20 protein-coding genes are annotated in these 21,674 nt (G+C 40.5%); 5 read left to right on the forward strand and 15 right to left on the reverse strand.

Annotation, left to right across the window (positions count from 1 at the left end; translation table 11 throughout):
* Positions 1-27: 27 nt before the first annotated feature.
* From rpoB to ACSQ7D_RS11975, 9 genes are all read right to left on the reverse strand, one after another.
* A complete protein-coding gene (gene rpoB, locus ACSQ7D_RS11935) occupies positions 28-3,837 on the reverse strand; it encodes a DNA-directed RNA polymerase subunit beta (protein WP_009411590.1) in 3,810 nt (1,269 codons plus the stop codon).
* 221 nt (positions 3,838-4,058) lie between these two features.
* Positions 4,059-4,442: a 50S ribosomal protein L7/L12 gene (gene rplL / locus ACSQ7D_RS11940; protein ID WP_002673673.1), complete on the reverse strand. Its 384-nt coding sequence runs from the start codon at positions 4,440-4,442 to the stop codon at positions 4,059-4,061.
* 51 nt (positions 4,443-4,493) lie between these two features.
* Positions 4,494-5,009 carry a 50S ribosomal protein L10 gene (gene rplJ, locus ACSQ7D_RS11945; RefSeq protein WP_437136378.1) on the reverse strand — a complete coding sequence of 172 codons (516 nt, stop codon included), beginning with the start codon at positions 5,007-5,009 and terminating at the stop codon, positions 4,494-4,496.
* A 22-nt stretch (positions 5,010-5,031) separates the two neighbouring features.
* Positions 5,032-5,721 carry a 50S ribosomal protein L1 gene (gene rplA / locus ACSQ7D_RS11950; RefSeq protein WP_002673670.1) on the reverse strand — a complete coding sequence of 230 codons (690 nt, stop codon included), beginning with the start codon at positions 5,719-5,721 and terminating at the stop codon, positions 5,032-5,034.
* Positions 5,722-5,733: 12 nt separating this feature from the next.
* Positions 5,734-6,171, reverse strand: a complete 438-nt coding sequence (gene rplK, locus ACSQ7D_RS11955) for a 50S ribosomal protein L11 (protein ID WP_002673669.1) — start codon at positions 6,169-6,171, stop codon at positions 5,734-5,736.
* Positions 6,172-6,219: 48 nt separating this feature from the next.
* Positions 6,220-6,771 carry a transcription termination/antitermination protein NusG gene (gene nusG, locus ACSQ7D_RS11960; protein ID WP_002673668.1) on the reverse strand — a complete coding sequence of 184 codons (552 nt, stop codon included), beginning with the start codon at positions 6,769-6,771 and terminating at the stop codon, positions 6,220-6,222.
* 11 nt (positions 6,772-6,782) lie between these two features.
* Positions 6,783-6,968 (reverse strand): preprotein translocase subunit SecE, encoded by a 186-nt coding sequence (gene secE / locus ACSQ7D_RS11965; RefSeq protein WP_002673667.1) that lies wholly within the window; start codon positions 6,966-6,968, stop codon positions 6,783-6,785.
* A gap of 212 nt (positions 6,969-7,180) precedes the next feature.
* The gene (locus ACSQ7D_RS11970; protein ID WP_437136379.1) at positions 7,181-8,563 is read right to left on the reverse strand and encodes a leucine-rich repeat protein; all 1,383 of its coding nucleotides are present in this window, start codon (positions 8,561-8,563) and stop codon (positions 7,181-7,183) included.
* 195 nt (positions 8,564-8,758) lie between these two features.
* Positions 8,759-8,875: a phosphinothricin acetyltransferase gene (locus ACSQ7D_RS11975; protein ID WP_223375694.1), complete on the reverse strand. Its 117-nt coding sequence runs from the start codon at positions 8,873-8,875 to the stop codon at positions 8,759-8,761.
* An 879-nt stretch (positions 8,876-9,754) separates the two neighbouring features.
* Between ACSQ7D_RS11975 and ACSQ7D_RS11980 the strand changes: the two genes are divergently transcribed.
* The 5 genes from ACSQ7D_RS11980 to yihA all read left to right on the forward strand — a co-directional run bounded on the left by ACSQ7D_RS11980 (position 9,755) and on the right by yihA (position 14,795).
* Positions 9,755-11,872, forward strand: a complete 2,118-nt coding sequence (locus ACSQ7D_RS11980; RefSeq protein ID WP_437136380.1) for a peptidylprolyl isomerase — start codon at positions 9,755-9,757, stop codon at positions 11,870-11,872.
* A 163-nt stretch (positions 11,873-12,035) separates the two neighbouring features.
* Positions 12,036-12,677, forward strand: coding sequence for a pyridoxamine 5'-phosphate oxidase (gene pdxH, locus ACSQ7D_RS11985; RefSeq protein WP_437136381.1), 642 nt, complete (start codon positions 12,036-12,038; stop codon positions 12,675-12,677).
* 180 nt (positions 12,678-12,857) lie between these two features.
* On the forward strand, positions 12,858-13,214 hold the full coding sequence (locus tag ACSQ7D_RS11990) for a hypothetical protein (RefSeq protein ID WP_437136382.1): 357 nt from the start codon (positions 12,858-12,860) through the stop codon (positions 13,212-13,214).
* A gap of 214 nt (positions 13,215-13,428) precedes the next feature.
* Positions 13,429-14,193: an alpha/beta fold hydrolase gene (locus ACSQ7D_RS11995; protein WP_128091103.1), complete on the forward strand. Its 765-nt coding sequence runs from the start codon at positions 13,429-13,431 to the stop codon at positions 14,191-14,193.
* The gene (gene yihA / locus ACSQ7D_RS12000; protein WP_111972827.1) at positions 14,190-14,795 is read left to right on the forward strand and encodes a ribosome biogenesis GTP-binding protein YihA/YsxC; all 606 of its coding nucleotides are present in this window, start codon (positions 14,190-14,192) and stop codon (positions 14,793-14,795) included. The genes ACSQ7D_RS11995 and yihA overlap by 4 nt, the downstream gene beginning before the upstream one ends.
* A 35-nt stretch (positions 14,796-14,830) precedes the next feature.
* On the opposite strand, the gene metF is transcribed toward yihA, so the two are convergent.
* From metF to ACSQ7D_RS12030, 6 genes are all read right to left on the reverse strand, one after another.
* On the reverse strand, positions 14,831-15,784 hold the full coding sequence (gene metF, locus ACSQ7D_RS12005) for a methylenetetrahydrofolate reductase [NAD(P)H] (RefSeq protein WP_437136383.1): 954 nt from the start codon (positions 15,782-15,784) through the stop codon (positions 14,831-14,833).
* Positions 15,762-16,355 carry a GrpB family protein gene (locus ACSQ7D_RS12010; protein WP_128091102.1) on the reverse strand — a complete coding sequence of 198 codons (594 nt, stop codon included), beginning with the start codon at positions 16,353-16,355 and terminating at the stop codon, positions 15,762-15,764. Before ACSQ7D_RS12010 ends, metF begins: the two co-directional genes overlap by 23 nt.
* A 32-nt stretch (positions 16,356-16,387) precedes the next feature.
* A complete protein-coding gene (thrA, locus tag ACSQ7D_RS12015; RefSeq protein ID WP_437136384.1) occupies positions 16,388-18,802 on the reverse strand; it encodes a bifunctional aspartate kinase/homoserine dehydrogenase I in 2,415 nt (804 codons plus the stop codon).
* Between the two features lie 4 nt (positions 18,803-18,806).
* Positions 18,807-19,580, reverse strand: a complete 774-nt coding sequence (locus tag ACSQ7D_RS12020) for a hypothetical protein (RefSeq protein ID WP_437136385.1) — start codon at positions 19,578-19,580, stop codon at positions 18,807-18,809.
* On the reverse strand, positions 19,580-20,554 hold the full coding sequence (locus ACSQ7D_RS12025) for an alpha/beta fold hydrolase (protein ID WP_437136386.1): 975 nt from the start codon (positions 20,552-20,554) through the stop codon (positions 19,580-19,582). The genes ACSQ7D_RS12020 and ACSQ7D_RS12025 overlap by 1 nt, the downstream gene beginning before the upstream one ends.
* 370 nt (positions 20,555-20,924) lie before the next feature.
* A partial coding sequence (locus ACSQ7D_RS12030; protein ID WP_437135808.1) for a transposase occupies positions 20,925-21,674 on the reverse strand: 750 nt, incomplete at its 5' end.

Genomic DNA, 21,674 nt, shown 5'->3' on the forward strand with positions numbered 1-21,674 from the left:
TAACCATTAACCATTAATAATTAATCATTATTCTTCAAGTCTGATATCTAATCCAAGACCTTTAAGCTCGTGCATCAATACGTTGAAAGATTCTGGCAAGCCTGGTTCTGGCATTGTCTCACCTTTTACAATCGCTTCGTAAGTTTTGGCACGACCTACTACGTCGTCAGATTTTACAGTTAAGATTTCGCGTAAGGTACTAGAAGCTCCATAAGCCTCCAATGCCCATACCTCCATCTCTCCAAAACGCTGACCACCAAATTGGGCTTTACCTCCCAATGGCTGTTGGGTGATGAGTGAGTACGGACCGATAGAACGCGCGTGCATCTTATCGTCAATCATATGCCCGAGCTTAATCATATAAATCACACCTACGGTTGCTTTTTGGTCGAAACGTTCGCCGGTACCACCATCGTATAGGTAAGTATGACCGAAACGCGGTACGCCTGCTTCATCGGTAAGCTCATTAATTTGCTCAAGCGATGCTCCATCAAAGATAGGAGTTGCAAACTTCTTGCCGAGCTTTTGTCCTGCCCAACCCAATACAGTTTCGTATATCTGACCGATGTTCATACGTGAAGGTACCCCAAGAGGGTTCAACACAATGTCTACCGGAGTTCCGTCTTCAAGGAACGGCATATCCTCATCGCGAACGATACGCGCTACGATACCCTTATTACCGTGGCGACCCGCCATCTTATCTCCTACTTTTAGCTTACGTTTCTTAGCTACGTAAATTTTAGCTAATTTTAGGATACCTGCAGGTAATTCGTCTCCTACAGCAATGGTAAATTTATCGCGACGCAATCCTCCTTGTAGGTCATTTTCACGAATGCGATAGTTGTGCAAAAGGTCGTCTATAAGACCGTTGATGTGCTTATCGTCAGTCCAACCTGCAGAAGTAAGATGAGCATAATCCTCAATGCCTTCAAGCACTTTCTTAGTATATTTCTTACCTTTAGGCACAATTTCTTCACCGAGGTCGTTCACTACTCCTTCCGAAGTCTTTTCAGCTACCAAGCTATATAGTTTTTCCAACAATTTAGAGCGAAGAGCTTCAAACTTAGCGTTGTAATCAGCTTCTAATTGTGCTACATCTTCTTTATCTTTACTGCGTTTGCGTTTGTCTTTTACCGCACGTGAGAACAATTTCTTGTCGATAACCACCCCGTAAAGTGAAGGTGAAGCTTTTAGAGAAGCGTCTTTCACATCACCCGCTTTATCACCAAAGATAGCACGGAGGAGTTTCTCTTCAGGGGTAGGGTCTGATTCTCCTTTAGGAGTAATCTTACCGATAAGAATATCTCCTGGGCGTACTTCTGCTCCAATGCGAATCATACCGTATTCGTCCAAATCTTTGGTTGCATCTTCCGATACGTTAGGGATATCATTGGTAAGTTCTTCGGCTCCCAATTTAGTATCACGCACTTCCAAAGCGTATTCATCAATGTGGATAGAAGTGAATAAATCCTCGCGTACAGCGCGTTCCGAAATCACAATTGCGTCCTCAAAGTTATAACCTTTCCAAGGCATAAACGCTACCTTCATATTACGACCGAGTGCTAACTCTCCGTTTTCAGTAGCATAACCTTCACACAACACCTGACCTTTTTTCACTCTCTCACCTTTTTCAACTATCGGTTTTAGGTTGATACAAGTGCCTTGGTTTGTTTTTTGGAATTTGATAAGGTTATATACTGTTTCATCAGCATCAAAGCTTACCAATTTTTGTTCATCAGTACGGTCATAAGTGATAATGATTTTATCAGCATCTACATAATCAACGGTACCATCACCCTCTGCGTTCATAAGCACACGGGCATCTGAAGCTACACGGCGTTCCAAACCTGTTCCTACGATAGGCGCTTCAGGTCTTAACAAAGGTACTGCCTGACGCATCATATTCGAGCCCATCAACGCACGGTTCGCGTCGTCGTGTTCCAAGAACGGAATAAGGGAAGCCGAAATAGAAGCGATTTGGTTAGGCGCCACGTCTATATATTGTACTTCGTTAGGTTCAATTACAGGGAAGTCACCATCTTCTTTTACAACCACTTTTTCCTCAATGATATTAGCTTTATCGTCTAATGCGATATTAGCCATACCAATTTTGAGTCCTTCTTCGTCTTCGGCAGTCAGGTAGGTCATATCTTTAAGATCTACCTTCCCATTAGTAACTTTGTGATAAGGCGTTTCTATAAAGCCCATACCGTTTACCTTCGAGAATACCGCCAACGAAGATATCAAACCGATGTTTGGTCCTTCTGGGGTTTCAATAGGACACAAACGTCCGTAGTGAGTATAGTGTACGTCTCGCACCTCGAAGCCCGCACGCTCACGTGACAAACCTCCAGGTCCTAAGGCAGACAAACGGCGTTTGTGGGTAATCTCAGCCAATGGATTCGTTTGATCCATAAACTGAGATAATTGGTTTGTACCAAAGAACGAGTTAATCACAGACGAAAGGGTCTTCGCATTGATCAAATCGATAGGAGTAAATACCTCGTTGTCACGTACGTTCATACGTTCACGGATAGTGCGCGACATACGAGAAAGACCTACGCCAAATTGAGCTGCCAATTGCTCTCCTACCGTACGCACACGGCGGTTAGACAAGTGGTCGATATCATCTACCTCTGCTTTAGAGTTGATGAGCTCAATCAAATATTTCACGATGGTGATGATATCCTCTTTGGTAAGCACTTGCTTTTCCATAGGGGTATCCAAGCCCAATTTTTTGTTGATACGGTAACGTCCTACGTCTCCCAAGTTGTAACGTTGGTCTGAGAAGAACAACTTGTCGATAATACCGCGAGCAGTTTCCTCATCGGGTGGTTCAGCATTACGCAACTGTCGGTAAATGTGTTCCACCGCTTCCTTCTCAGAGTTGGTAGGGTCTTTTTGTAAAGTATTGTGGATAATGGTATAATCAGTAGCCTGACTATCTTCTTTGTGAAGAAGAATGGTCTTTACATCAGCCTCTAAGATTTCTTGAATGTTATCTTCGTCGAGTACAGTATCGCGGTCGAGGATAATCTCATTACGCTCAATAGATACTACCTCTCCGGTATCTTCGTCTACGAAGTCTTCGTGCCAAGTGTTGAGCACACGGGCAGCCAAACGACGACCGATGTATTTTTTAAGCCCTGTTTTAGAAACCTTTATTTCTTCTGCAAGGTCGAATATTTCCAATATATCTTTATCGCGTTCAAACCCAATCGCACGGAAGAGTGTTGTAACAGGGAGTTTCTTCTTACGGTCGATATAGGCGTACATCACGTTGTTGATATCGGTAGCAAACTCAATCCACGAACCTTTGAAAGGAATAATACGTGCGGAGTAGAGTTTAGTACCATTAGCGTGAAACGACTGACCGAAGAATACCCCTGGTGAACGGTGTAACTGCGATACTACTACACGCTCAGCTCCGTTGATAACGAATGTTCCGCTTGCCGTCATATAAGGGATTGTGCCCAAATAAACGTCTTGTACGATAGTTTCAAAATCTTCGTGCTCGGGGTCAGTACAATAAAGCTTTAATCGGGCTTTCAGAGGCACACTATAGGTAAGACCGCGTTCTATACATTCTTGGATAGTGTAGCGAGGAGGGTCTACGAAATAGTCGAGAAACTCCAATACGAATTGGTTGCGAGTGTCCGATATAGGAAAGTTCTCTTTAAAGGTATGATACAATCCCTCGTGCACTCGGTCTTCCGATTTGGTCTCCATCTGAAAGAACTCTTGAAACGATTTGATTTGAATATCCAAGAAGTCAGGATATTCAGGAACGTGTTTCACGGAAGCAAAATTCACTCTTGCGGTTTGATTCGTAAGCATTTTCTTTACTTTAATATTATTGTTTAATCGTTAGTAGTAAGTCGTTAGTCGTGAGTTTGTCATAGTTAAGACTTTGTCAAAGTCCTAAACTTTTTTAAAGTTCATATGGCACAAATCTCTTGCCATAATATCGTTGTTGTATTGTTGCCTTAAATTACAAAATGGTTTAGGTCTAATTCCTACTGAAAAAGACCTAAACCTTATAGGGTTTATAAGTAAAATTATTTCAATTCTACTTCTGCACCAGCTTCTTCTAAAGATTTTTTAAGCCCTTCAGCTTCTTCTTTAGAAACACCTTCTTTTACTTTTGAAGGAGCGCCGTCTACTACTTCTTTAGCTTCTTTTAGTCCAAGACCAGTTAAGTCTTTTACTAATTTAACAACCGCTAATTTGTTAGCACCTGCTGATTTCAAGAATACATCAAATTCTGTTTTTTCAGCACCAGCTTCTGCTGCACCTCCGGCTACTGCACCTCCAGCTGCTACTGCTACTGCTGCAGCTGCTGGCTCAATGCCGTACTCATCTTTCAAGATTTGTGCAAGCTCGTTTACTTCTTTAACGGTTAAGTTTACTAATTGTTCTGCGAATTTTTTTAAATCTGCCATTTTTCTATCGTTTTTGTTTAATTGTTTAAAAATAATTTTGTGCGTTTAGTTTTATTTTTCAGATAAGGTCTTGATGATACCAGCCAATTTACCTCCTCCTGATTTAAGAGCTGAAACAACGTTCTTGGCAGGTGATTGGAGCAAGCCAATGATTTCACCAATAACTTCGTTCTTAGATTTGAGAGCTGATAAGGCGTCTAATTGATTGTCGCCAATAAATACAGCCGCATCTACATATGCCCCTTTCAAGATAGGTTTCTCTGATTTCTTGCGGAATTCTTTGATGAGTTTTGCAGGTACATTTCCTACCTCTGCATACATCAATGAAGTGTTTCCTTTAAGGATATTTGGCAATTCACCAAATTCTTTTTCTGAAGCTTCCATTGCTTTAGCAAGCAAGGTATTTTTCACAACTGCTAATTTGATATTTGCTTTGAAACAAGCACGACGCAATGCGCTTGTGTCCTGAGCATTCAAACCAGTTAAATCTGTTACATAAATAACATTACTCTCAGCTAACTGTGCAGTTAAATTATCTATTACTAATGATTTTTCTTCTCTTGTCATAATTTCGGTTTTTAACTACAAATTAAACTGTTTTAGTATCTACTGCAATACTTGGGCTCATAGTAGATGAAAGATAAATCGATTTCATATACGCACCCTTAGCGGCAGTAGGTTTCATCTTTATTAATGTTTGAATTAACTCATTAGCGTTGTCTACAATCTTATCGGCAGTGAAGGATATTTTACCGATAGAGGCGTGAACGATACCTGTTTTGTCTACGCGGAAGTCGATTTTACCAGACTTTACTTCTTGTACAGCTTTCCCGATTTCCATAGTAACAGTACCAGTTTTAGGGTTTGGCATTAAGCCTCGAGGGCCCAATACTCGTCCTAAAGGACCTAACTTACCCATCACTGCTGGCATAGTAACGATTACGTCTACATCTGTCCAGCCATCTTTTATCTTTTGTAGATATTCATCAAGCCCTACATAGTCAGCTCCAGCAGCTTTAGCTTCTGCTTCTTTCTCTGGAGTTACTAAGGCAAGCACTCGCACGTCTTTACCTGTTCCGTGAGGAAGCGTAACTACGCCACGCACCATTTGGTTTGCTTTACGTGGGTCTACCCCTAAACGCACTGCAATGTCCACAGAAGCATCAAATTTAGTGTAAGTGATTTCTTTAAGTAATGCTGAAGCCTCTTTTAATGAATAGAGTTTGTTTCTATCAACTTTTGCAAGAGCTTCTTTGTGTTTCTTTGTTAATTTTGCCATATTGCTTTGCGATTAAAAAGGTTTTTCTCCAGTTACTGTAATACCCATTGAACGTGCCGTACCAGCAACCATACTCATTGCAGATTCAATTGTAAATGCACTCAAATCCGGCATTTTGTCTTCTGCAATTGCTCTCACTTGTTCCCAAGTGATACTTGCTACTTTCTTACGGTTTGGCTCTCCGGAACCTCCTTTAACCTTAGCGGCTTCCAATAGCTGAACAGCAGCAGGCGCAGTCTTGATAACAAAGTCGAATGACTTGTCTTTGTAAACGGTGATAACCACAGGAAGTACTTTCCCTTGTTTGTCCTGCGTACGTGCGTTGAACTGCTTGCAGAACTCCATAATATTAACACCGGCAGCACCTAATGCGGGTCCAATTGGTGGCGAAGGATTCGCTTGACCTCCCCGAGCTTGTAGTTTAACTACTTTACTAACTTCTTTTGCCATTGTTTATAATTAATAATTTATTTAAATGCCTCTTTTACGAGGACTTTGTTACAATTTCTCTACTTGGGTGTAGCTTAGCTCTAATGGCGTTTTGCGCCCAAAGATTTTTACCATCACTTCAAGTTTGCGCTTCTCTTCATTCACGCGCTCTATGGTAGCATTAAAGCCGTTGAAAGGTCCATCTATAAGTTTTACCATTTCACCTACTTCAAACGGAATCGCTACCGTCTCTACCGTCTCAGCCAATTCATCTACCTGACCGAGCATACGGCTTACATCAGCTTTGCGCAAGGGTAGGGGGTCGCCTCCTTTGGTTTCACTCAAAAAACCTACTACTCCTGGGATAGACTTAATGATATGCACTACCTCACCTGCTAAGTGAACTTTCACCATTACATAACCGGGCATATGAACCCTATCCTTAGTGGTCTTCTTGCCATTGCGCACCTGAACCACCTTTTCAGTAGGCACTAATACTTCTTCCACATAGTCCGCATACCCCAATCGTGAGGTCTCGTTCTCTATGTAGTTCTTTATTTTGTTCTCCTGACCGGTAACGGTTTTAATTACATACCATTTTTTTTCTATTAATCCAGACATCCTCGCTGTTTTTATTTCATAAATTCAAAATACTTACCTATAAGGTATTCAAATGAAGAATCCATTCCCCAAATTACTAATGAAAATAAAATGGAAAACACCACTACTACCACCATTTCTCTCTGTGCGTCCGAAATAGTAGGCCACGTAACGTGGTTCGTTAGCTCTTCATAAGACTCTTTAATGTATTGAATCATAACTTATTAGTGTTATAAGTGAGTAATATTACGCCTATTTATGTGCGCTTTTGGGTGGCAAAAGTACGGCGAATTTTTCAATCCACCAAACTTTTCACATTATTTTTTTAATATTTATGCTTCCCTACCTCATTCTTTTACCTTTTACCTTTTCCGTCCACCTCATTCTTTTACCTTTTATCTTTTACCTTTTACCTCTTGTCCTCCTCCCGCTATTCCAAAGCACAATCTTTCCACCCTACCGCTTCTCTGTATAAACTTAGTGACCTATGCGGCACTACCACTTTACCGCGGTAGCCTATCTTATTTATAATAGGAGGTGTTGTAGCTTTACTGTGCAATTCCATAAGTCCACTATTCTCAAAGGCTCCTAAATCTATCTTTTCTATGGTGCTCGGCAAATTCAGCTCTTTTAAATTCGCGCAACCGTAAAACGCCTGCACCCCTATTGAAGTCGTAAACTTCGATAGTTTCACCTCTGTGAGGTTCGTGCAGTTGTAAAATACCTTCGAAGCAATTACGGTTACCGCTTTGGGTAGTTCTACTGTTTGTATATTCTGGCATTCACCGAAAGCAAAGCCTCCTATATATTTTACCTCATCAGGCAAATCAATGTATTGCAAACTCTTACAGCCGTAGAAAGCTGCGTAATAAATATTGGTAAGTGCCAAAGGCATCTGCACCCGCACTAGCGAACTACAATTCTTAAAAGCCTGTATATTGATTTTCTCTACCGTATCCGGAATCACAACAGCAGTAAGACTCGCACAGTCCAAAAAAGTATCGTTTAGGATATGGCGTAACCCGTAAGGCAGTTTTACCTTCATCAAACTGCTACAACTGTTGAAAGCACTTGCCCCTACAAACACTACACTATCAGGGATATCAATGCTTGTCAATCGTCTGCAATACTCAAAAGCATCATCGCCTATACTCTCCAATTGCTTAGGAAATGTTACCGAAGAGAGGTTTTCGCAGTACGCAAAAGCACTACTTCTTATATTTTTCACGCTCTCAGGGAGTACCGTCTTCTGTAACTGCTTGCATTGGTAGAAGAGTTGTGAAGAAATCACTGATAGTTTTTCGCCCAAAAAATTCACCTGTTGCAAGCCCGAACAATCCATAAAAGCCCGATTGCCCAACTCACTCACATTTTCCGGAATCTCTATTTTTTTCAGTGAAGAACACCCTCTAAACGCTTCTTCCCCTATATTAGTAACCGAATTAGGCAGATATATTATCAACAGTTTAGTACAATTCGCAAAAGCACGAGCTCCTATGTAGGTTACCGAATTAGGCAATATTTCCACTTTCGTAAGGTTAGTACAGCCCGAGAAAGCCCCCTCTTCAATAGTAGTTGCCGTTCCCGCAATGCTGATAGATTTCAGTGGAAGACAATCTTTAAAGGCTTCTTTGGCAATTCTGTTTACAGTGCGAGGCAGTTCGATGCTTCCATCGCGGGGCAACTTACTGTTGTCGCATTTCAGCAGTACCCCATCACTGATGATAAGCGCCTCCAATCCCTTTTGTGCAAAGATAAACTGACTTAAAAAGAGAAAACCCAAAAAGAAGTGTTTGTAGATAGCGGTAGTCATTATTCTGATGTTTTTAGGGGGCAAAAGTACATATTTTTAGCAGAAATCACAAACACATCTTCTAATTCTCTAATTTTCAAATATGCTAATTAAATTACCAGTCACGCTATGCTCTCACATTCCCTTCGTCAATCGTCCCTCGTCATTTCTTCCCTTTTCCGTCCCTACCTTCCCCCTCTCCAAGATAGCCAGCGACTACTGGATATGTGTACCGCGAGAACGGAGTATGTGATAAGAGGAAGGTTTATCACCTTTTCCAGCTTGTCCCCCTTCGGGGGTTCGGGGGCTTACCGAATAAATGACTCGCCGCATTCCCCCCTTTGGAGGTAGCCAGCGACTGCTGGATATGTGTATAGGAGGATATTTTTACCACATTACCTTCGATTTTCCGTCACACTCCCCCTAGTGCCTATGCCCTAAGGCCTATTGCCTCTTCCTCTTTCTTTCGCCTCGAAACCCTGTTTTTACCATTTTTTGCATCACTGTATTATACTATGAGTCAACTACTTATGCACTCTTCCTATACCAATCGTCCAAGATTCGTATAAGCTTCCTATAAGCTCTCTATAAGCTAACCCCACCCTCCTTACACCCTTTTTTCACCAAAACCCCTCCCGACTCACTTCCGAACTTTTCCGTTTCCTTCCGAAAACTCAGAGCCTCTTCAAGTTTCCCCGAAAACTCCGACTAACCTCTCTCCCCATTTCACAAGGCGTAGCCTTGATTTTGTTTAATTTCTGAGGCACAGCCTCATTCCTCTAACTCAAGCTCGCACCTCATTTTCTAATTTCCAAATTTTCTAATTTATTAATTAACCACTAACCATTAGCCACTAACCATTAACCATTAACCACTAACCATTAGCCACTAACCATTAACCACTAACCATTAACCATTAACCACTAACCATTTAATCAACAGCCTTTTACCTTTTACCTTTTACCTTTTACTTAAATAATTTTCAGAATTATTTTTGCATTTCCACAAAAAGCATTACCTTTGCCGTTTGATTAATAACACCAAACAATTTTATATATGAATCAAGGGTTAAAAATGGCATATTGTTTTATTGAGAGTTGTACTTTGTAGCTTGTCCCCCTTCGGGGGAACGGGGGCTTTTAATGAAACATTTAAACATTCCTTAATCCAACCTGATTCACAATTTATACTTTTATAAACGATTTATAAACAATGGCAGTACTCGAAAAGATTAGAAGTAAAACCGTATTCCTTATTGCGATTATTGGGCTCGCCCTCTTCGCTTTCATCATCTCCGACTTTATAGGTAAAGGGCGCTTTAGCAACCATAACCCTAACGAAATAGGTAGCGTAAATGGCGAAGATGTACCTATCGATGCATTCCGTCAGCAAGTCGAAAATGCTACCCGTCAAGCTAACGGACAAGTATCTAGCATCGAAGCCGCTAAATACGTCTGGGAACAAAACGTCCAACAAATCCTACTTAACCAACAAATCGAAAAATTAGGTCTCAGTGTAGAAAAAGACCAGATTTTGGCAATTCTTGCTAAAACACCGCTCGCTCAAAACCCTCAGTTTGTGAATGAGTACGGAGTGTTCGACGCAAATAAATTCACCAACTATTTGGCAACCCTCAAAAACACCAATCCACAAGCCTATGCTCAGTGGAAAATGCAAGAAGATGCTATTATCGAAGATGCTAAACAGCGAATGTATTTCAGTCTTATCCGCGCAGGTCTCGGCGTTACCAATACCGAAGCCGAAATGGAATACCATCAGGAAAAAGACCTCGCCGATATCAGCTATGTAGCGTTGCAATACAGCTCTATCGATGATAAAAGCGTAAAGGTAACCGATAGCGAGATACAAGATTATATCAAGAAACACGAAAAACAATTTAAGCAAGAGGCTTATCGCAATATCCAATATATAGTCGTGAGCGAAAAACCATCGCAAACCGATATTGAAACCGAAAAAGAAAGCCTACTCAAGCTTTTGCAACCCGAAGTAGTGTTTAACAGCAAAACCAATAAAAACGATACTATTGCAGGGTTTGCTAAAACAAAAAATATCAAAGATTTCGTAGACCGTCATTCCGATGTGCCTTACGATAGCACTTTTGTAAATAAAGACAATCTTCGTTCTTCTTACGCCGATACTCTTTTCAACCTTCCGGTAGGTAAAGTGTTCGGTCCTTATGAAGAAGACGGAAGCCTCAAACTCAGCCGTATGATTGCCAAACAACCAGGCGGTGCTGTGAAAGCAAGTCATATTCTTATAGCCTACGCCGGCAGTCAGGCAGCTACGCCTAATACTACCCGTACTAAGGAAGAAGCTAAGGCAAAAGCCGAAGAGCTTTTAGCTCAAGCCAAAGCAGCAGGTGCTGATTTTGCGCAACTCGCTCGTGAAAATTCCGAAGAACCAGGAGCTGTTTACAGTGCAGGCGACCTCGGGTTCTTCTCCAAAGGTGCTATGGTAAAACCTTTTGAAGAATTTGCTTTCAACAATGCTGTAGGTACTATCGGTATAGTAGAAACCGCTTTTGGTTTCCACGTAGTAAAAGTAACTGATAAAGCCGAAGCAGTGAACATCGCTACTATCAGCCGTAAAGTAGACCCTTCCGAAGCGACTATCAACTCTCTTTTCTCTAAGGTAACCAACTTCGAAATGAAGGCAGCTCAAAACCCCAAAGAGTTTGCTAATATCGCTAAAAAGAGTGAACTTTCAGTGCTTCGTGCCGATAACCTACATAAGAACGACGACCAAATTATAGGCTTGGGCTCTAACCGCTCTATCGTACAATGGTTGTTCCAAAAGGATACTAAAATAGGCGATATCAAGAAATTCACCAGTGGTGGTAACTATATTGTAGCCCAATTGGTAAAACAAGGCGAAGAAGGTATTAGCTCAGTACAAGATGCTGCTCCTATGGTAAAACCAATTCTCATTCGCGAGAAAAAAGCCGCTATCTTAAAAGAGAAAGCCAAAGGCAATAGCCTCGAAGCTATCGCTTCAGCTAACAAAACCGAAGTGAAAAGCGCTGCCAACCTTATAATGAAAAATCCAACTATCATAGGCGAAGGACGCGAACCTAAAGTAGTAGGTGCTGCCTTCGGACTCAAACAAGGTCAGCTTTCTAAACCTATCGACGGCGAAAATGCGGTATACGTAATCCAACTCACCTCAGCTACCGTAGCTCCTGCATTGGATAACTACAAAACCTATGCTGAAACTGTTGAGAAACTCCGCACCGACCGCGCTGCTCAAGGTATTCTCAAATCATTGGAAAGCACTGCCACCATTAAAGAAAACCTAAGTCTTTTCTATTAGTAAATAGAAATTAGGAAGATAGAAAACAGGAGTTAAAGATGTATGTTCTTTAACTCCTTTTTTCTTACATTTAGTAATTTTTAAATTTGCTAATTTGTTAATTATTTTTTATCTTTGCATCTCCAACCTTTTACCTTTTACTTTTTATCTTTTACCTAAACAAATGGATTTAAGCAACTACCGAAAAACGTACGACAAGCGTGCTCTTTTAGAAAGCGATGCTCCTGAGAATCCTATGCAGCTCTTTCAAACCTGGTTCTATGAAGCCGATGAGAGCAACAGTATAGACGAAGCCAATGCGATGTCAGTAAGTACCATAGGGCTCGATGGTTACCCAAAGACCCGCGTAGTACTCCTCAAACAGTACACTTACGAAGGCTTTATTTTCTACACCAATTACAACAGCGAAAAAGGGAAAGCCATTCTCGCCAATCCTCACTTGTGTTTATCTTTCTTCTGGCCCTCTCTCGAAAGGCAAATCATTATCAAAGGTATTGCTGAAAAAGTCCCTGCTAATACCTCCGACGGTTATTTTGAGTCACGCCCTTTGGGTAGTCAGTTAGGCGCAATAGTATCGCCACAAAGCGAAGTAATCCCTTCAAGAGAATATCTCGAAGAGCACCTGCACGCATTAGAAAAACAATACGAAGGCAAAGAAGTACCCCGTCCTGAGCATTGGGGAGGTTTCTTAGTCCGACCACAAAGCCTTGAATTTTGGCAAGGACGCCCTAATCGTCTACACGACCGCCTGCGTTATACCCTTACCGAAGACTACGATTGGAAATTAGAGCGATTAGCACCGTGAAAGAGTCGCACACTTTCCCAAAGGTTTAAATTTTGGTAAAGTTAAATTGTCGATTATTTATGAATGTTTTCTCCGCTGGCGTGAGCTTGTAGCTCGTGCCATAATAATACAACATAAAATTAGCAACTATTAACGTCTCCTTTCCAAAAGTTAAAGACTAAAAACTAACACCTAAATCCTATGATAGAGAAAGATTACCTCAAACGGCAAATAGACCTTTTCTTTGAAGAGCTCACCGCACTATTGAGCAAAAAGCCCGCAAAAGAAGAGCAACTCAAATATTTGGACTACTTAGCCCAAAAATATACTCCACACACACTTACTTATTTCATCAATACTCCTACTGAAACAATACTTTTAGCCTATAAAAATAGTGAAGATACCTTAGAAATCATCTCAGAACTATTGTTTTTTTTCGATGATAAAGCTACCCTCCAGAAAACCGCTGATATTATAAAATACCTCAATCGTAGCAGCAAAGAATATTCTTTCAGAAGAAATACTCATTTACAAGAACTCATACATAAGTTACAATAACCTTTGGTTAATTTACTAATTTGTAACTATTTCTTATTTTTCACATTGGAAAAAACATTGTTGTACGATGTGATATTTTATTGTATTTGCTTAATAAATAACTATTTGCGTTAATAATAAGAAAAGAGAATAAAAAATATTTTCACTTTCCTGCACGTAAATAGAAATAAAAATATTACCTTTGTAGCTCAAAAAAACTTTTTGATAAAAACCGATGACAGTAGAAGTAAAAAAAGAAGGTAAATTTTCATACATCGAAAAAGGTGAGGGCACTCCTATCATTATCTTACACGGCTTGATGGGTGGGCTTAGTAACTTTGAAGAAGTAGTTTCTTTTTTTTCCCATAAATATAAAGTGGTAGTCCCCGAACTGCCTCTCTTCTCTATGCCATTGCTCACAACTTCGGTGAAAACATTGGCTAAATATATACAGAAATTCATCAAACACAAGAAGTTTGAAAAAGTAATCCTGCTCGGCAATTCACTTGGTGGACACGTAGGCTTGCTTTATGCTAAAATGCACCCTAAAAACGTACTCGGATTAGTGCTCACAGGTAGTTCTGGGCTATACGAAAAAGCAATGAGCGATGGCTATCCACGTCGTGGTGATTACGATTTCATCAAAAAGAAATGCGAAGAAGTGTTCTACGACCCTGCCGTAGCTACTAAAGAAATTGTAGATGAGGTATTTGCTAATATCTCTGACCGCTCTAAACTTATCAAAACTTTGGCACTTGCCAAAAGTGCTATCCGCAACAATATGGCAAAGGATTTGCCTAAAATGGAGACCCCTACTTGCCTCATCTGGGGTAAGAATGACAATGTAACCCCTCCTAAAGTAGCTGAAGAATTCCACGAACTATTGCCTAATTCCGAACTGCATTGGATAGACAAATGTGGTCACGCCCCAATGATGGAGCACCCTCAACAGTTCAATGAGATTTTAAATAAGTGGCTTGAAAATAAGGAGGTAAGATGATAAAAAAAGCTGAATTTGTGATGAGTAACTCTCAGGTGAGTAAATGCCCCAAGGAAAACTTACCTGAATATGCTTTTATAGGGCGTTCCAATGTAGGGAAATCGTCGCTCATCAATATGCTTACCAATCACAAGAATTTGGCTAAAACTTCAGGTCGCCCTGGGAAAACCCAACTCATCAATCACTTCAAAATAGACAATAGTTGGTTTTTAGTAGACCTCCCTGGTTATGGGTATGCAAGAGTATCCAAAGAAACTAAAAAGGTATTTCAGCAATTTATTACTAAATATTTTGAGGAGCGACAGCAATTGGTATGCGCATTTGTATTAGTAGATGTGCGCCACGAACCTCAGAAGATAGATGTAGAGTTTATGCAATGGTTAGGTGAACACAGCATTCCGTTTGCTATTGTCTTCACCAAAGCCGATAAACTCAAACCTTTAGCTATTGAGCGCAATATAGCGGCTTATCAACAAGTACTCCTCGAAACTTGGGAAGAATTTCCGCCTTACTTCATCACTTCTGCCGAAAATAAAACCGGCAAAGAGGAACTTACCCATTACATCGAACAAATTAATGAAGAAATAAAAAATAAGAGATAAAAAGTACAATTTCTTACCTCTTATCTCTTACCTAATTAAAATACTTCTGATATTACTTTCACTATATTATCCGATTTTCCCATTGAATAGTAGTGCAAAACAGGTACCCCAGCGGCTTTGAGCTCTTTGCTCTGCTGAATTGCCCACTCTATACCCACTTGTTTTACCTCGTTGTTGTTCTTGCAGGATTCCACTGCTTTGATGAGCTCTTCGGGGAAATCTATTTTAAAGGCTTGTGACAGTAGGTTGAGGTGCTTTTTAATAGCAATAGGCTTAATCCCTGGTATAATAGGCACATTGATGCCTGCTTCTTTGGCTTTCTCTACAAACTCAAAATACTTCTGATTGTCAAAAAACATCTGTGTTACCACATAGTCGGCACCAGCATCTACCTTTTCTTTAAGGCGCGCCAAGTCGGAAGTGAGTGAGGGGGCTTCAATGTGTTTTTCAGGATAACCTGCTACTCCTATACAGAAATTAGCCTTATGGTCGGCAGCAATGCCGTTGAGGTAAATCCCCTTGTTCAAATTGATGATTTGAGTAACGAGTTCGGTAGCGTAGGTATGTCCGCCCTCAGTAGGCTGAAAGTAGCGTTGTTCTTTCATCGCATCACCGCGCAAAGCCATTACGTTGTCAATACCCAAGTAGAGGCAATCTACCAAAAGGTACTCAGTTTCTTCTTTTGAAAAACCACCACAAAGCACGTGAGGCACTGTGTCCACCTTGTATTTATGCTGAATAGCCGCACAAATACCCACGGTACCAGGGCGCATACGGGTTACTTTTTTTTCCAATAGCCCATTGGGGTGTTCAATGTAATAATACTCCTCGCGTGAGGTAGTTACATCTATAAACGGAGGATTGAACTCCATTAGGGGGTCTATGTTTCGGTATAGTTCTTCAATATTATTTCCCTTTTTAGGAGGTACTACTTCAAAGGAGAAGAGTGTTTTTCCTTTGGCATTCTTAATATGGTCTGTTATTTTCATATTTTCCTTTAAATTCTTCTTTTGCTATCAGTGTATATTGTTTCACAAAGTCTGTTTTGTGAGCGGTATAAGCATCTCTGTCGTGCTCAAAAGGCTTCCAAAGTGATAATTTAAGCATTTCATATTCTTTGGCTACCGATGGGTGTGCTTGCAGTTCATCGCGAAAATAGAGTTCATCATTATCGCCTTCATAACGCAAGTGCAAATGAAACACACGTTCTGCAAACCCATTAATAGTATAGCCTTTATTAAAAGAAATCCTATCGCTTGTTTCATTCATACATAGATAACCTGATTGTAAAATGACTTCTTTTAGCTTCTGGAATGAACTGTATTTCTTCACTTCTAATAACATATCTACAATAGGTTTGGCTTGTATTCCTTCCACAGCGGTACTGCCTATATGGCTTAGCCGTACCACTTCGTTAGAGGGCAATTGTTTTAAAAGGAAACTGCGTTCTTCCTCATACCATTCTTTCCACAAAGGATTATGCTGTGTAAGATTGATAGGGAACAGTTGCCACAATTCCTGTAACGACATCTTTAACAAAGGATTTTCTTCTTTATTCATAGTTCTAGTCCCTAACACCTGAAACCTGATACCTAAAGCCTACTTTTTTCTGCTAATCTTAAAATGTCACCAAATACCCCGCGTGCGGTTACCGAAGCGCCTGCTCCTGCTCCTTGTATCACGATAGGGTTATCGCCGTAAGATTCAGTGTAAATCTCAAAAATAGAGTCAGCTCCTTTTACCTGACCGAGGGCACTGTTGCGCGGAACCGATACGAGCGATACGTCTAACTGTACCGTTTCGGTAGAAGCTAAGTCGCCGTGAAGGTCGCCTACATAACGCAGTACGTGGTCGGGGGCTTGGGCTTCTTTAATTTGCTGATAAGGCGCATTGAACTCTTCTAAACGTTGCAAAAAGTCTGCTACCGAGCCTTCTCTTAAATGTTCGGGGATAAGATTTTGTATCTTTACATCGGTGAACTCATTGCCTAAATCAAGCTCGCGGGCTAAGATGAGCAGCTTGCGCCCTACATCGTTACCACAGAGGTCTTCACGAGGGTCGGGTTCAGTATAACCGCTGTTGATAGCGTGTTGGAGCACCTCGCTAAACGGCTTATTTTCTGCTGAAAAAGTATTGAACAGATAGCTGAGCGTCCCTGAGAAAATCCCCTTGATACGGGTGATGTTCTCACCCGAATGATGCAAAAGGCGAATAGTGTCTATCAATGGTAAGCCTGCCCCTACATTGGTTTCGTAGAGATAAGTTTTTTGGTGTTGTTTGAGAGTTTTGCGCAGTTCTTGGTAAAAGTCAAACGAAATAGTATTTGCTATTTTATTAGCTGAAACCAAGTCGTAACCACTCTTGATAAGTGGGATATAGTTGTCTACAAAGGTTTTGCTGGCGGTTACGTCTACGGCGATAAGGTTCTCTAAGTGATTTTTATCTACAAAGGCTTGCAAAGTGTCGAAGCTATAAGGCACGGCTTCTTTATCGAAGGCAGAGCGCCAATGACTGCCAATTCCTTTTGCATTGGTGAGTAGCTGTTGTGAATTGGCGATAGCAACAATGCGCAAACTGAGATTCTTACGGTGAAGTATGTTGTCGTGTGCGGCAATCACTTGGTCGATGAGGGTGCCCCCAACGGTACCTTTACCAAAGATTACCAAGTTGATACGGCGTGAAACCCCAAAGATTTCACCGTGAATTACATTCAGTGCCTTGTGGAGTTTTTCGGTTTTAAGTACCAAACTCACGTTTCTACCCGTTACGGCATTGTTGATGAGCAAAGGAACGATTTGGTTGCGTATCAGTGCGTTATAAGGGTGGTGGAAGGTAGCAAGCGGTTGTCCTACGATAGAAATTACAGCTACATCTTCTACGATGCTCACACTGCTCACATCATTGGTGTAGAAGTCGTGTGAGAATTCCTCGTCTATAGCAGCTTTAGCAAGTTTAGCATCTTTAGAAGCTACTACCAAGCCTACCCCGCGCTCCGATGACCCTTGCGAGATGATACTCACACTGATACCTTTTTGTGCGAGCGCTTTAAAAATACGCGCATCTACGCCCACTTTGCCCAAGAGTCCGCGACCTTCCATCACGATAAGGGCATTATCTTTAATTACCGAAATCGATTTGATGCCCTCTTGCACGCTTTCTTGGTGAATGAGGGTTCCCTCGTCTTCACTGTTGAAAGTGTTTTTGATGCGCAACGGAATGCCTTTTTCAATGAGAGGGATAATAGTTTTGGCGTGGAGTATAGAAGCTCCAAAGTTAGCCAATTCATTGGCTTCTTCGTAAGAAAGATGACGTATAATTTTGGCTTCGGGTACTAACTCAGGATTGGCAGTGAAGATACCATCGACGTGGGTGTAGTTTTGCAGTTCGGAAGCGTTGAGGTAGTTAGCCAAAAGTGCTGCCGAATAGTTACTGCCATTGCGCCCTAAGGTAGTAGTGTCGCCTTTTTCAGTGGAAGCGATAAAGCCCGTAACCACTGCCACACAATTAGGAGGAATGGTTGCAAAGCGGTCGCGAGTGAGTTTTTCGGATATTGAGTTGATGATTTGGGCATTGCCTACCACAGCATCGGTTTTGAAGATTTCACGGCTATCCACAAAAGTACTTTCCAAGCCTTTTTGCTGAAGTAGTGTTGCCACAAGCTTAGCAGACATCAGTTCACCTTGTGCCAATACCAAATCTTTGGTCTTAGGGCTGTAGTCTTTCAGTAGCGAAACGCCTTCGAGGAGTTTTTCGAGCAACTGAAATTCGGGCTCAAATGACACACGAGAGTCATACTGCTGTTCGTCTTTCAGTTGTTGAAAGTCGGCAGTATAATCCTCGCCTTTACTCGCTTTTTCGAGCAAAGCCTCTAATTCATCGGTAGTGTTGCCTCGCGCTGAAACTACTACTGATATAGGTTCAGTTTTAGCAAGCCCAGCAATGATACTGAGTATCTTTTCAATGCCGTCATTGGCAAGTGATTTTCCACCAAATTTTAATATCTTCATTTGTTTACTTTTTATCTTCTACCTTCTTGAAAGTAATTTCTCCTTTTTTATCATTACGCACCACAAACTCATCTCCTCTAAGTTTTACAATTTTAAAACGACTTACCTCATCTTTAATAGCATTTCCTATATCAAAAAAGCTCATCGGAGTTTTAGTGAGGTAAAATTCTAAATCATAGCATAAATTAAGGTCTATAGATTCCACTTTATACATAGATTCGTGATTATAGGTGAGTAATAAAGCACACTTTTCATTCGTCTTAGGTACTTTTATAATCAATTTCCCATTTTCGTCAGTATCCCCTCCTGTAGGCGCTCCTTCTTTAAACAGAAAAACATCTACATTCGGTAAAGGCTTCTTTTCTAAATCGTATACTGTTAAGTTTAAAGTGATGTAATCTTTATAATTAGTATAAGGTTTAGCGATATAATATCCAGGGTATTTTACCTCTGTTAAATCGTAATTTAATACTAAAGAATCCTTCGTGAGGGTGTAATGACCTTTGCCATAATGAACAATTCCTAACTCACCTTCCTCAGCATAATCAAAAATGCCATTGCTATAAAACGTGTAGGTATCAGTAGCACAACACTCTATGTGCATTTCTTTCTTCTTAATATAATACTTACCTTCTATTTTTCTCTGCGCAAAAGTAAAAGTATATGCACTTATAAAGAATAGCAATAATAAGGAGAGTTTTTTATTTGCATTTTGAATTCCGTTGCTTTTAGCTATAATATTGAGCCCATTATCCATCAATAATTTATCATCAATCATTAATTAAACACTTTCTTTAAATACTGTTCTAACTGTTTGTGTTCTATCAGGAAAGCATCGTGACCGTGTACGGAGTGGATTTCGTAATAATCTACGGGTTTGCCCATTTCGCGCAGTTCGGTTACGGTATCGCGGTTCTCTTGAGGAACGAAATACAAATCAGAATCAGTGCTTACGATGGTGATGTGTGCGGTGATAGGCGCTACAGCCTCGGCAAAACTACCGCGTTCTTTTGAAATATCTATCGTTTTTACCAATTGGTTCATCAGTTTGTAGGCGGAGAGTGAGAAGCGTTTGTGCAGCTTGTCGCCGTGGTGTAAGAGCCACGTTTCTACATTGTACAACTGCAACGGAATGTTGGTGGTGCGCTCAAATTTCAGTTTCAACGATTGAGGAGTGCGGTAACACAACATCGCGTGGAGGCGTGCATCGTGCAAGGGGTGTGTAGAGTTTTTGAGTATCTGCTCTTGCAAGAGGCAGTTGCCTATAATCCAGTCGGTTGCTTTCCAATCGGCAGCTACGATTATGAGTTCTTTGAAAAGGGTAGGGGCGAGGGCAGCCATTTCCCAAGCAATACCGCCACCTAACGAGCACCCTACAAGGGCAAATACTTCTTTAAGTCCTAAATGCTCGGTGAGCCCTTGGTTGAAAATGCGCGCTATATCTATACCCGCCCAATGCTCATAGTTAGGAATCATATCTTCTTCGCGTGCTCCAAAACCATTGCCAGGGATATTAAAAGCTACTACCGTGTATTTGAGGGTATCTATCAACTTCCCTTCACCAATAGCTTCTTTCCACCAGCCGTTTTCACCCGTTACTTGTGAATTACCTGTAAAAGCGTGATTCACGACCACTACCGGAGCTGTGCCTAAGGCTTTTCCAAACACTTGATAATACACCCTAAGAGCGGGAATGCGCACCCCACAAGAGGTAACGAAATCAGTAAGAGGGTAATGTAGAATATCGGACATAAAGGCGTTGCGAAATAGTTTATATGAAAAGCATTTAGATATATTTAGAATTATTTTCTTTTTCAGATACTCTAATCGGAAAATAATTCTGTGTTAAAACGCTATTATTTTTATATTGATTTTGAAAGGCGCAAAAGTAAAAATAATTTTCTAAATAGACAAATAGTTTTTATTACATTTATTTTAATCATTCAGAAAGGCAAGAGAATTAGGAAATGAGGAAATGAGAGAATGAGGAAATTAGAAAATGAGGAAATGAGAGAATGAGGAAATGAGAGAATGAAGTGGAGCTACAATTTCGCGCTAGAGGAGGGATTGTTAGTTTATTTAACTTTGCCAAAGTTTCAAACTAAGGTTGTAAGGAACATTTTTAACTATCTGAATAAGAATACATTTTTGAAGGATCTCCTCCGCAATGGATTACAATTTCTTTAATTATTTCATCTTGTAAACCATAACAAAATCGCCTTTTAGGGATTTTATAGCCTTTCAATCCTTCTTCTTTTATGTATGTCAATAGTAATATTGATGCTATTAATATTACATACATCATCACTTGTATGCCATTGAGATTTCTTGAAAAGAAATGTTTAAAGTTAAGCTCTTGCTTTATAAAACGAAAATACTGCTCTATCTTCCAACGATTCCTATAAATTCCGGCTATTTGCTCATCACTAAAATCATCGGTTAAGTTACTTAAAAACAGTATCTTCTCTTCTTTAATTTCTCCTCTCTTCTCATCCTTCTTTAGCAGTCTACCCTCTATCAAACGAAAGGTATTTTTTGTCTTCTTTTGACTTTTAGTGAAAAGATGTACTTTCTGACTGCTAATTAAGCGCAGATGCTCATCTTGCTCAGCTAATTTCTTTACTTGACTCCCTTCTGCTAAAATATACTTTGAGTCTTTGTAAATTCGGGTGACAAAATATTGAGTCTGCTCATCTGAAAGCTCATCCATTACCTTTCTGTCTTTCATTCCTCTGTCGAACACTGCTATATCTTTCTTATCAGCAGTATGTTCCTTGAGAATATCACCAAGTGCTAAATCTTCACTTATCATTTCTTGCTGGTGATGAATTTTACACTTGAATGGTAAGTTTGAAAATCCAATGGTGAATTT

Source organism: Capnocytophaga sp. G1920 (assembly GCF_051417515.1).

Excerpts from the sequence above, each read along its gene's own strand:
- ACSQ7D_RS12020 (WP_437136385.1), bottom strand. The coding sequence starts at position 19,580 with ATGATTGATGATAAATTATTGATGGATAATGGGCTCAATATTATAGCT.
- rplK (WP_002673669.1), bottom strand. The coding sequence starts at position 6,171 with ATGGCAAAAGAAGTTAGTAAAGTAGTTAAACTACAAGCTCGGGGAGGT.
- rpoB (WP_009411590.1), bottom strand. The coding sequence starts at position 3,837 with ATGCTTACGAATCAAACCGCAAGAGTGAATTTTGCTTCCGTGAAACAC.
- ACSQ7D_RS11975 (WP_223375694.1), bottom strand. The coding sequence starts at position 8,875 with ATGCGGCGAGTCATTTATTCGGTAAGCCCCCGAACCCCCGAAGGGGGA.
- rplL (WP_002673673.1), bottom strand. The coding sequence starts at position 4,442 with ATGGCAGATTTAAAAAAATTCGCAGAACAATTAGTAAACTTAACCGTT.
- ACSQ7D_RS12025 (WP_437136386.1), bottom strand. The coding sequence starts at position 20,554 with ATGTCCGATATTCTACATTACCCTCTTACTGATTTCGTTACCTCTTGT.
- pdxH (WP_437136381.1), top strand. The coding sequence starts at position 12,036 with ATGGATTTAAGCAACTACCGAAAAACGTACGACAAGCGTGCTCTTTTA.
- thrA (WP_437136384.1), bottom strand. The coding sequence starts at position 18,802 with ATGAAGATATTAAAATTTGGTGGAAAATCACTTGCCAATGACGGCATT.
- ACSQ7D_RS11990 (WP_437136382.1), top strand. The coding sequence starts at position 12,858 with ATGATAGAGAAAGATTACCTCAAACGGCAAATAGACCTTTTCTTTGAA.
- rplA (WP_002673670.1), bottom strand. The coding sequence starts at position 5,721 with ATGGCAAAATTAACAAAGAAACACAAAGAAGCTCTTGCAAAAGTTGAT.
- ACSQ7D_RS11980 (WP_437136380.1), top strand. The coding sequence starts at position 9,755 with ATGGCAGTACTCGAAAAGATTAGAAGTAAAACCGTATTCCTTATTGCG.
- yihA (WP_111972827.1), top strand. The coding sequence starts at position 14,190 with ATGATAAAAAAAGCTGAATTTGTGATGAGTAACTCTCAGGTGAGTAAA.
- rplJ (WP_437136378.1), bottom strand. The coding sequence starts at position 5,009 with ATGACAAGAGAAGAAAAATCATTAGTAATAGATAATTTAACTGCACAG.
- metF (WP_437136383.1), bottom strand. The coding sequence starts at position 15,784 with ATGAAAATAACAGACCATATTAAGAATGCCAAAGGAAAAACACTCTTC.
- ACSQ7D_RS12010 (WP_128091102.1), bottom strand. The coding sequence starts at position 16,355 with ATGAATAAAGAAGAAAATCCTTTGTTAAAGATGTCGTTACAGGAATTG.
- ACSQ7D_RS11970 (WP_437136379.1), bottom strand. The coding sequence starts at position 8,563 with ATGACTACCGCTATCTACAAACACTTCTTTTTGGGTTTTCTCTTTTTA.
- ACSQ7D_RS11995 (WP_128091103.1), top strand. The coding sequence starts at position 13,429 with ATGACAGTAGAAGTAAAAAAAGAAGGTAAATTTTCATACATCGAAAAA.
- secE (WP_002673667.1), bottom strand. The coding sequence starts at position 6,968 with ATGATTCAATACATTAAAGAGTCTTATGAAGAGCTAACGAACCACGTT.
- nusG (WP_002673668.1), bottom strand. The coding sequence starts at position 6,771 with ATGTCTGGATTAATAGAAAAAAAATGGTATGTAATTAAAACCGTTACC.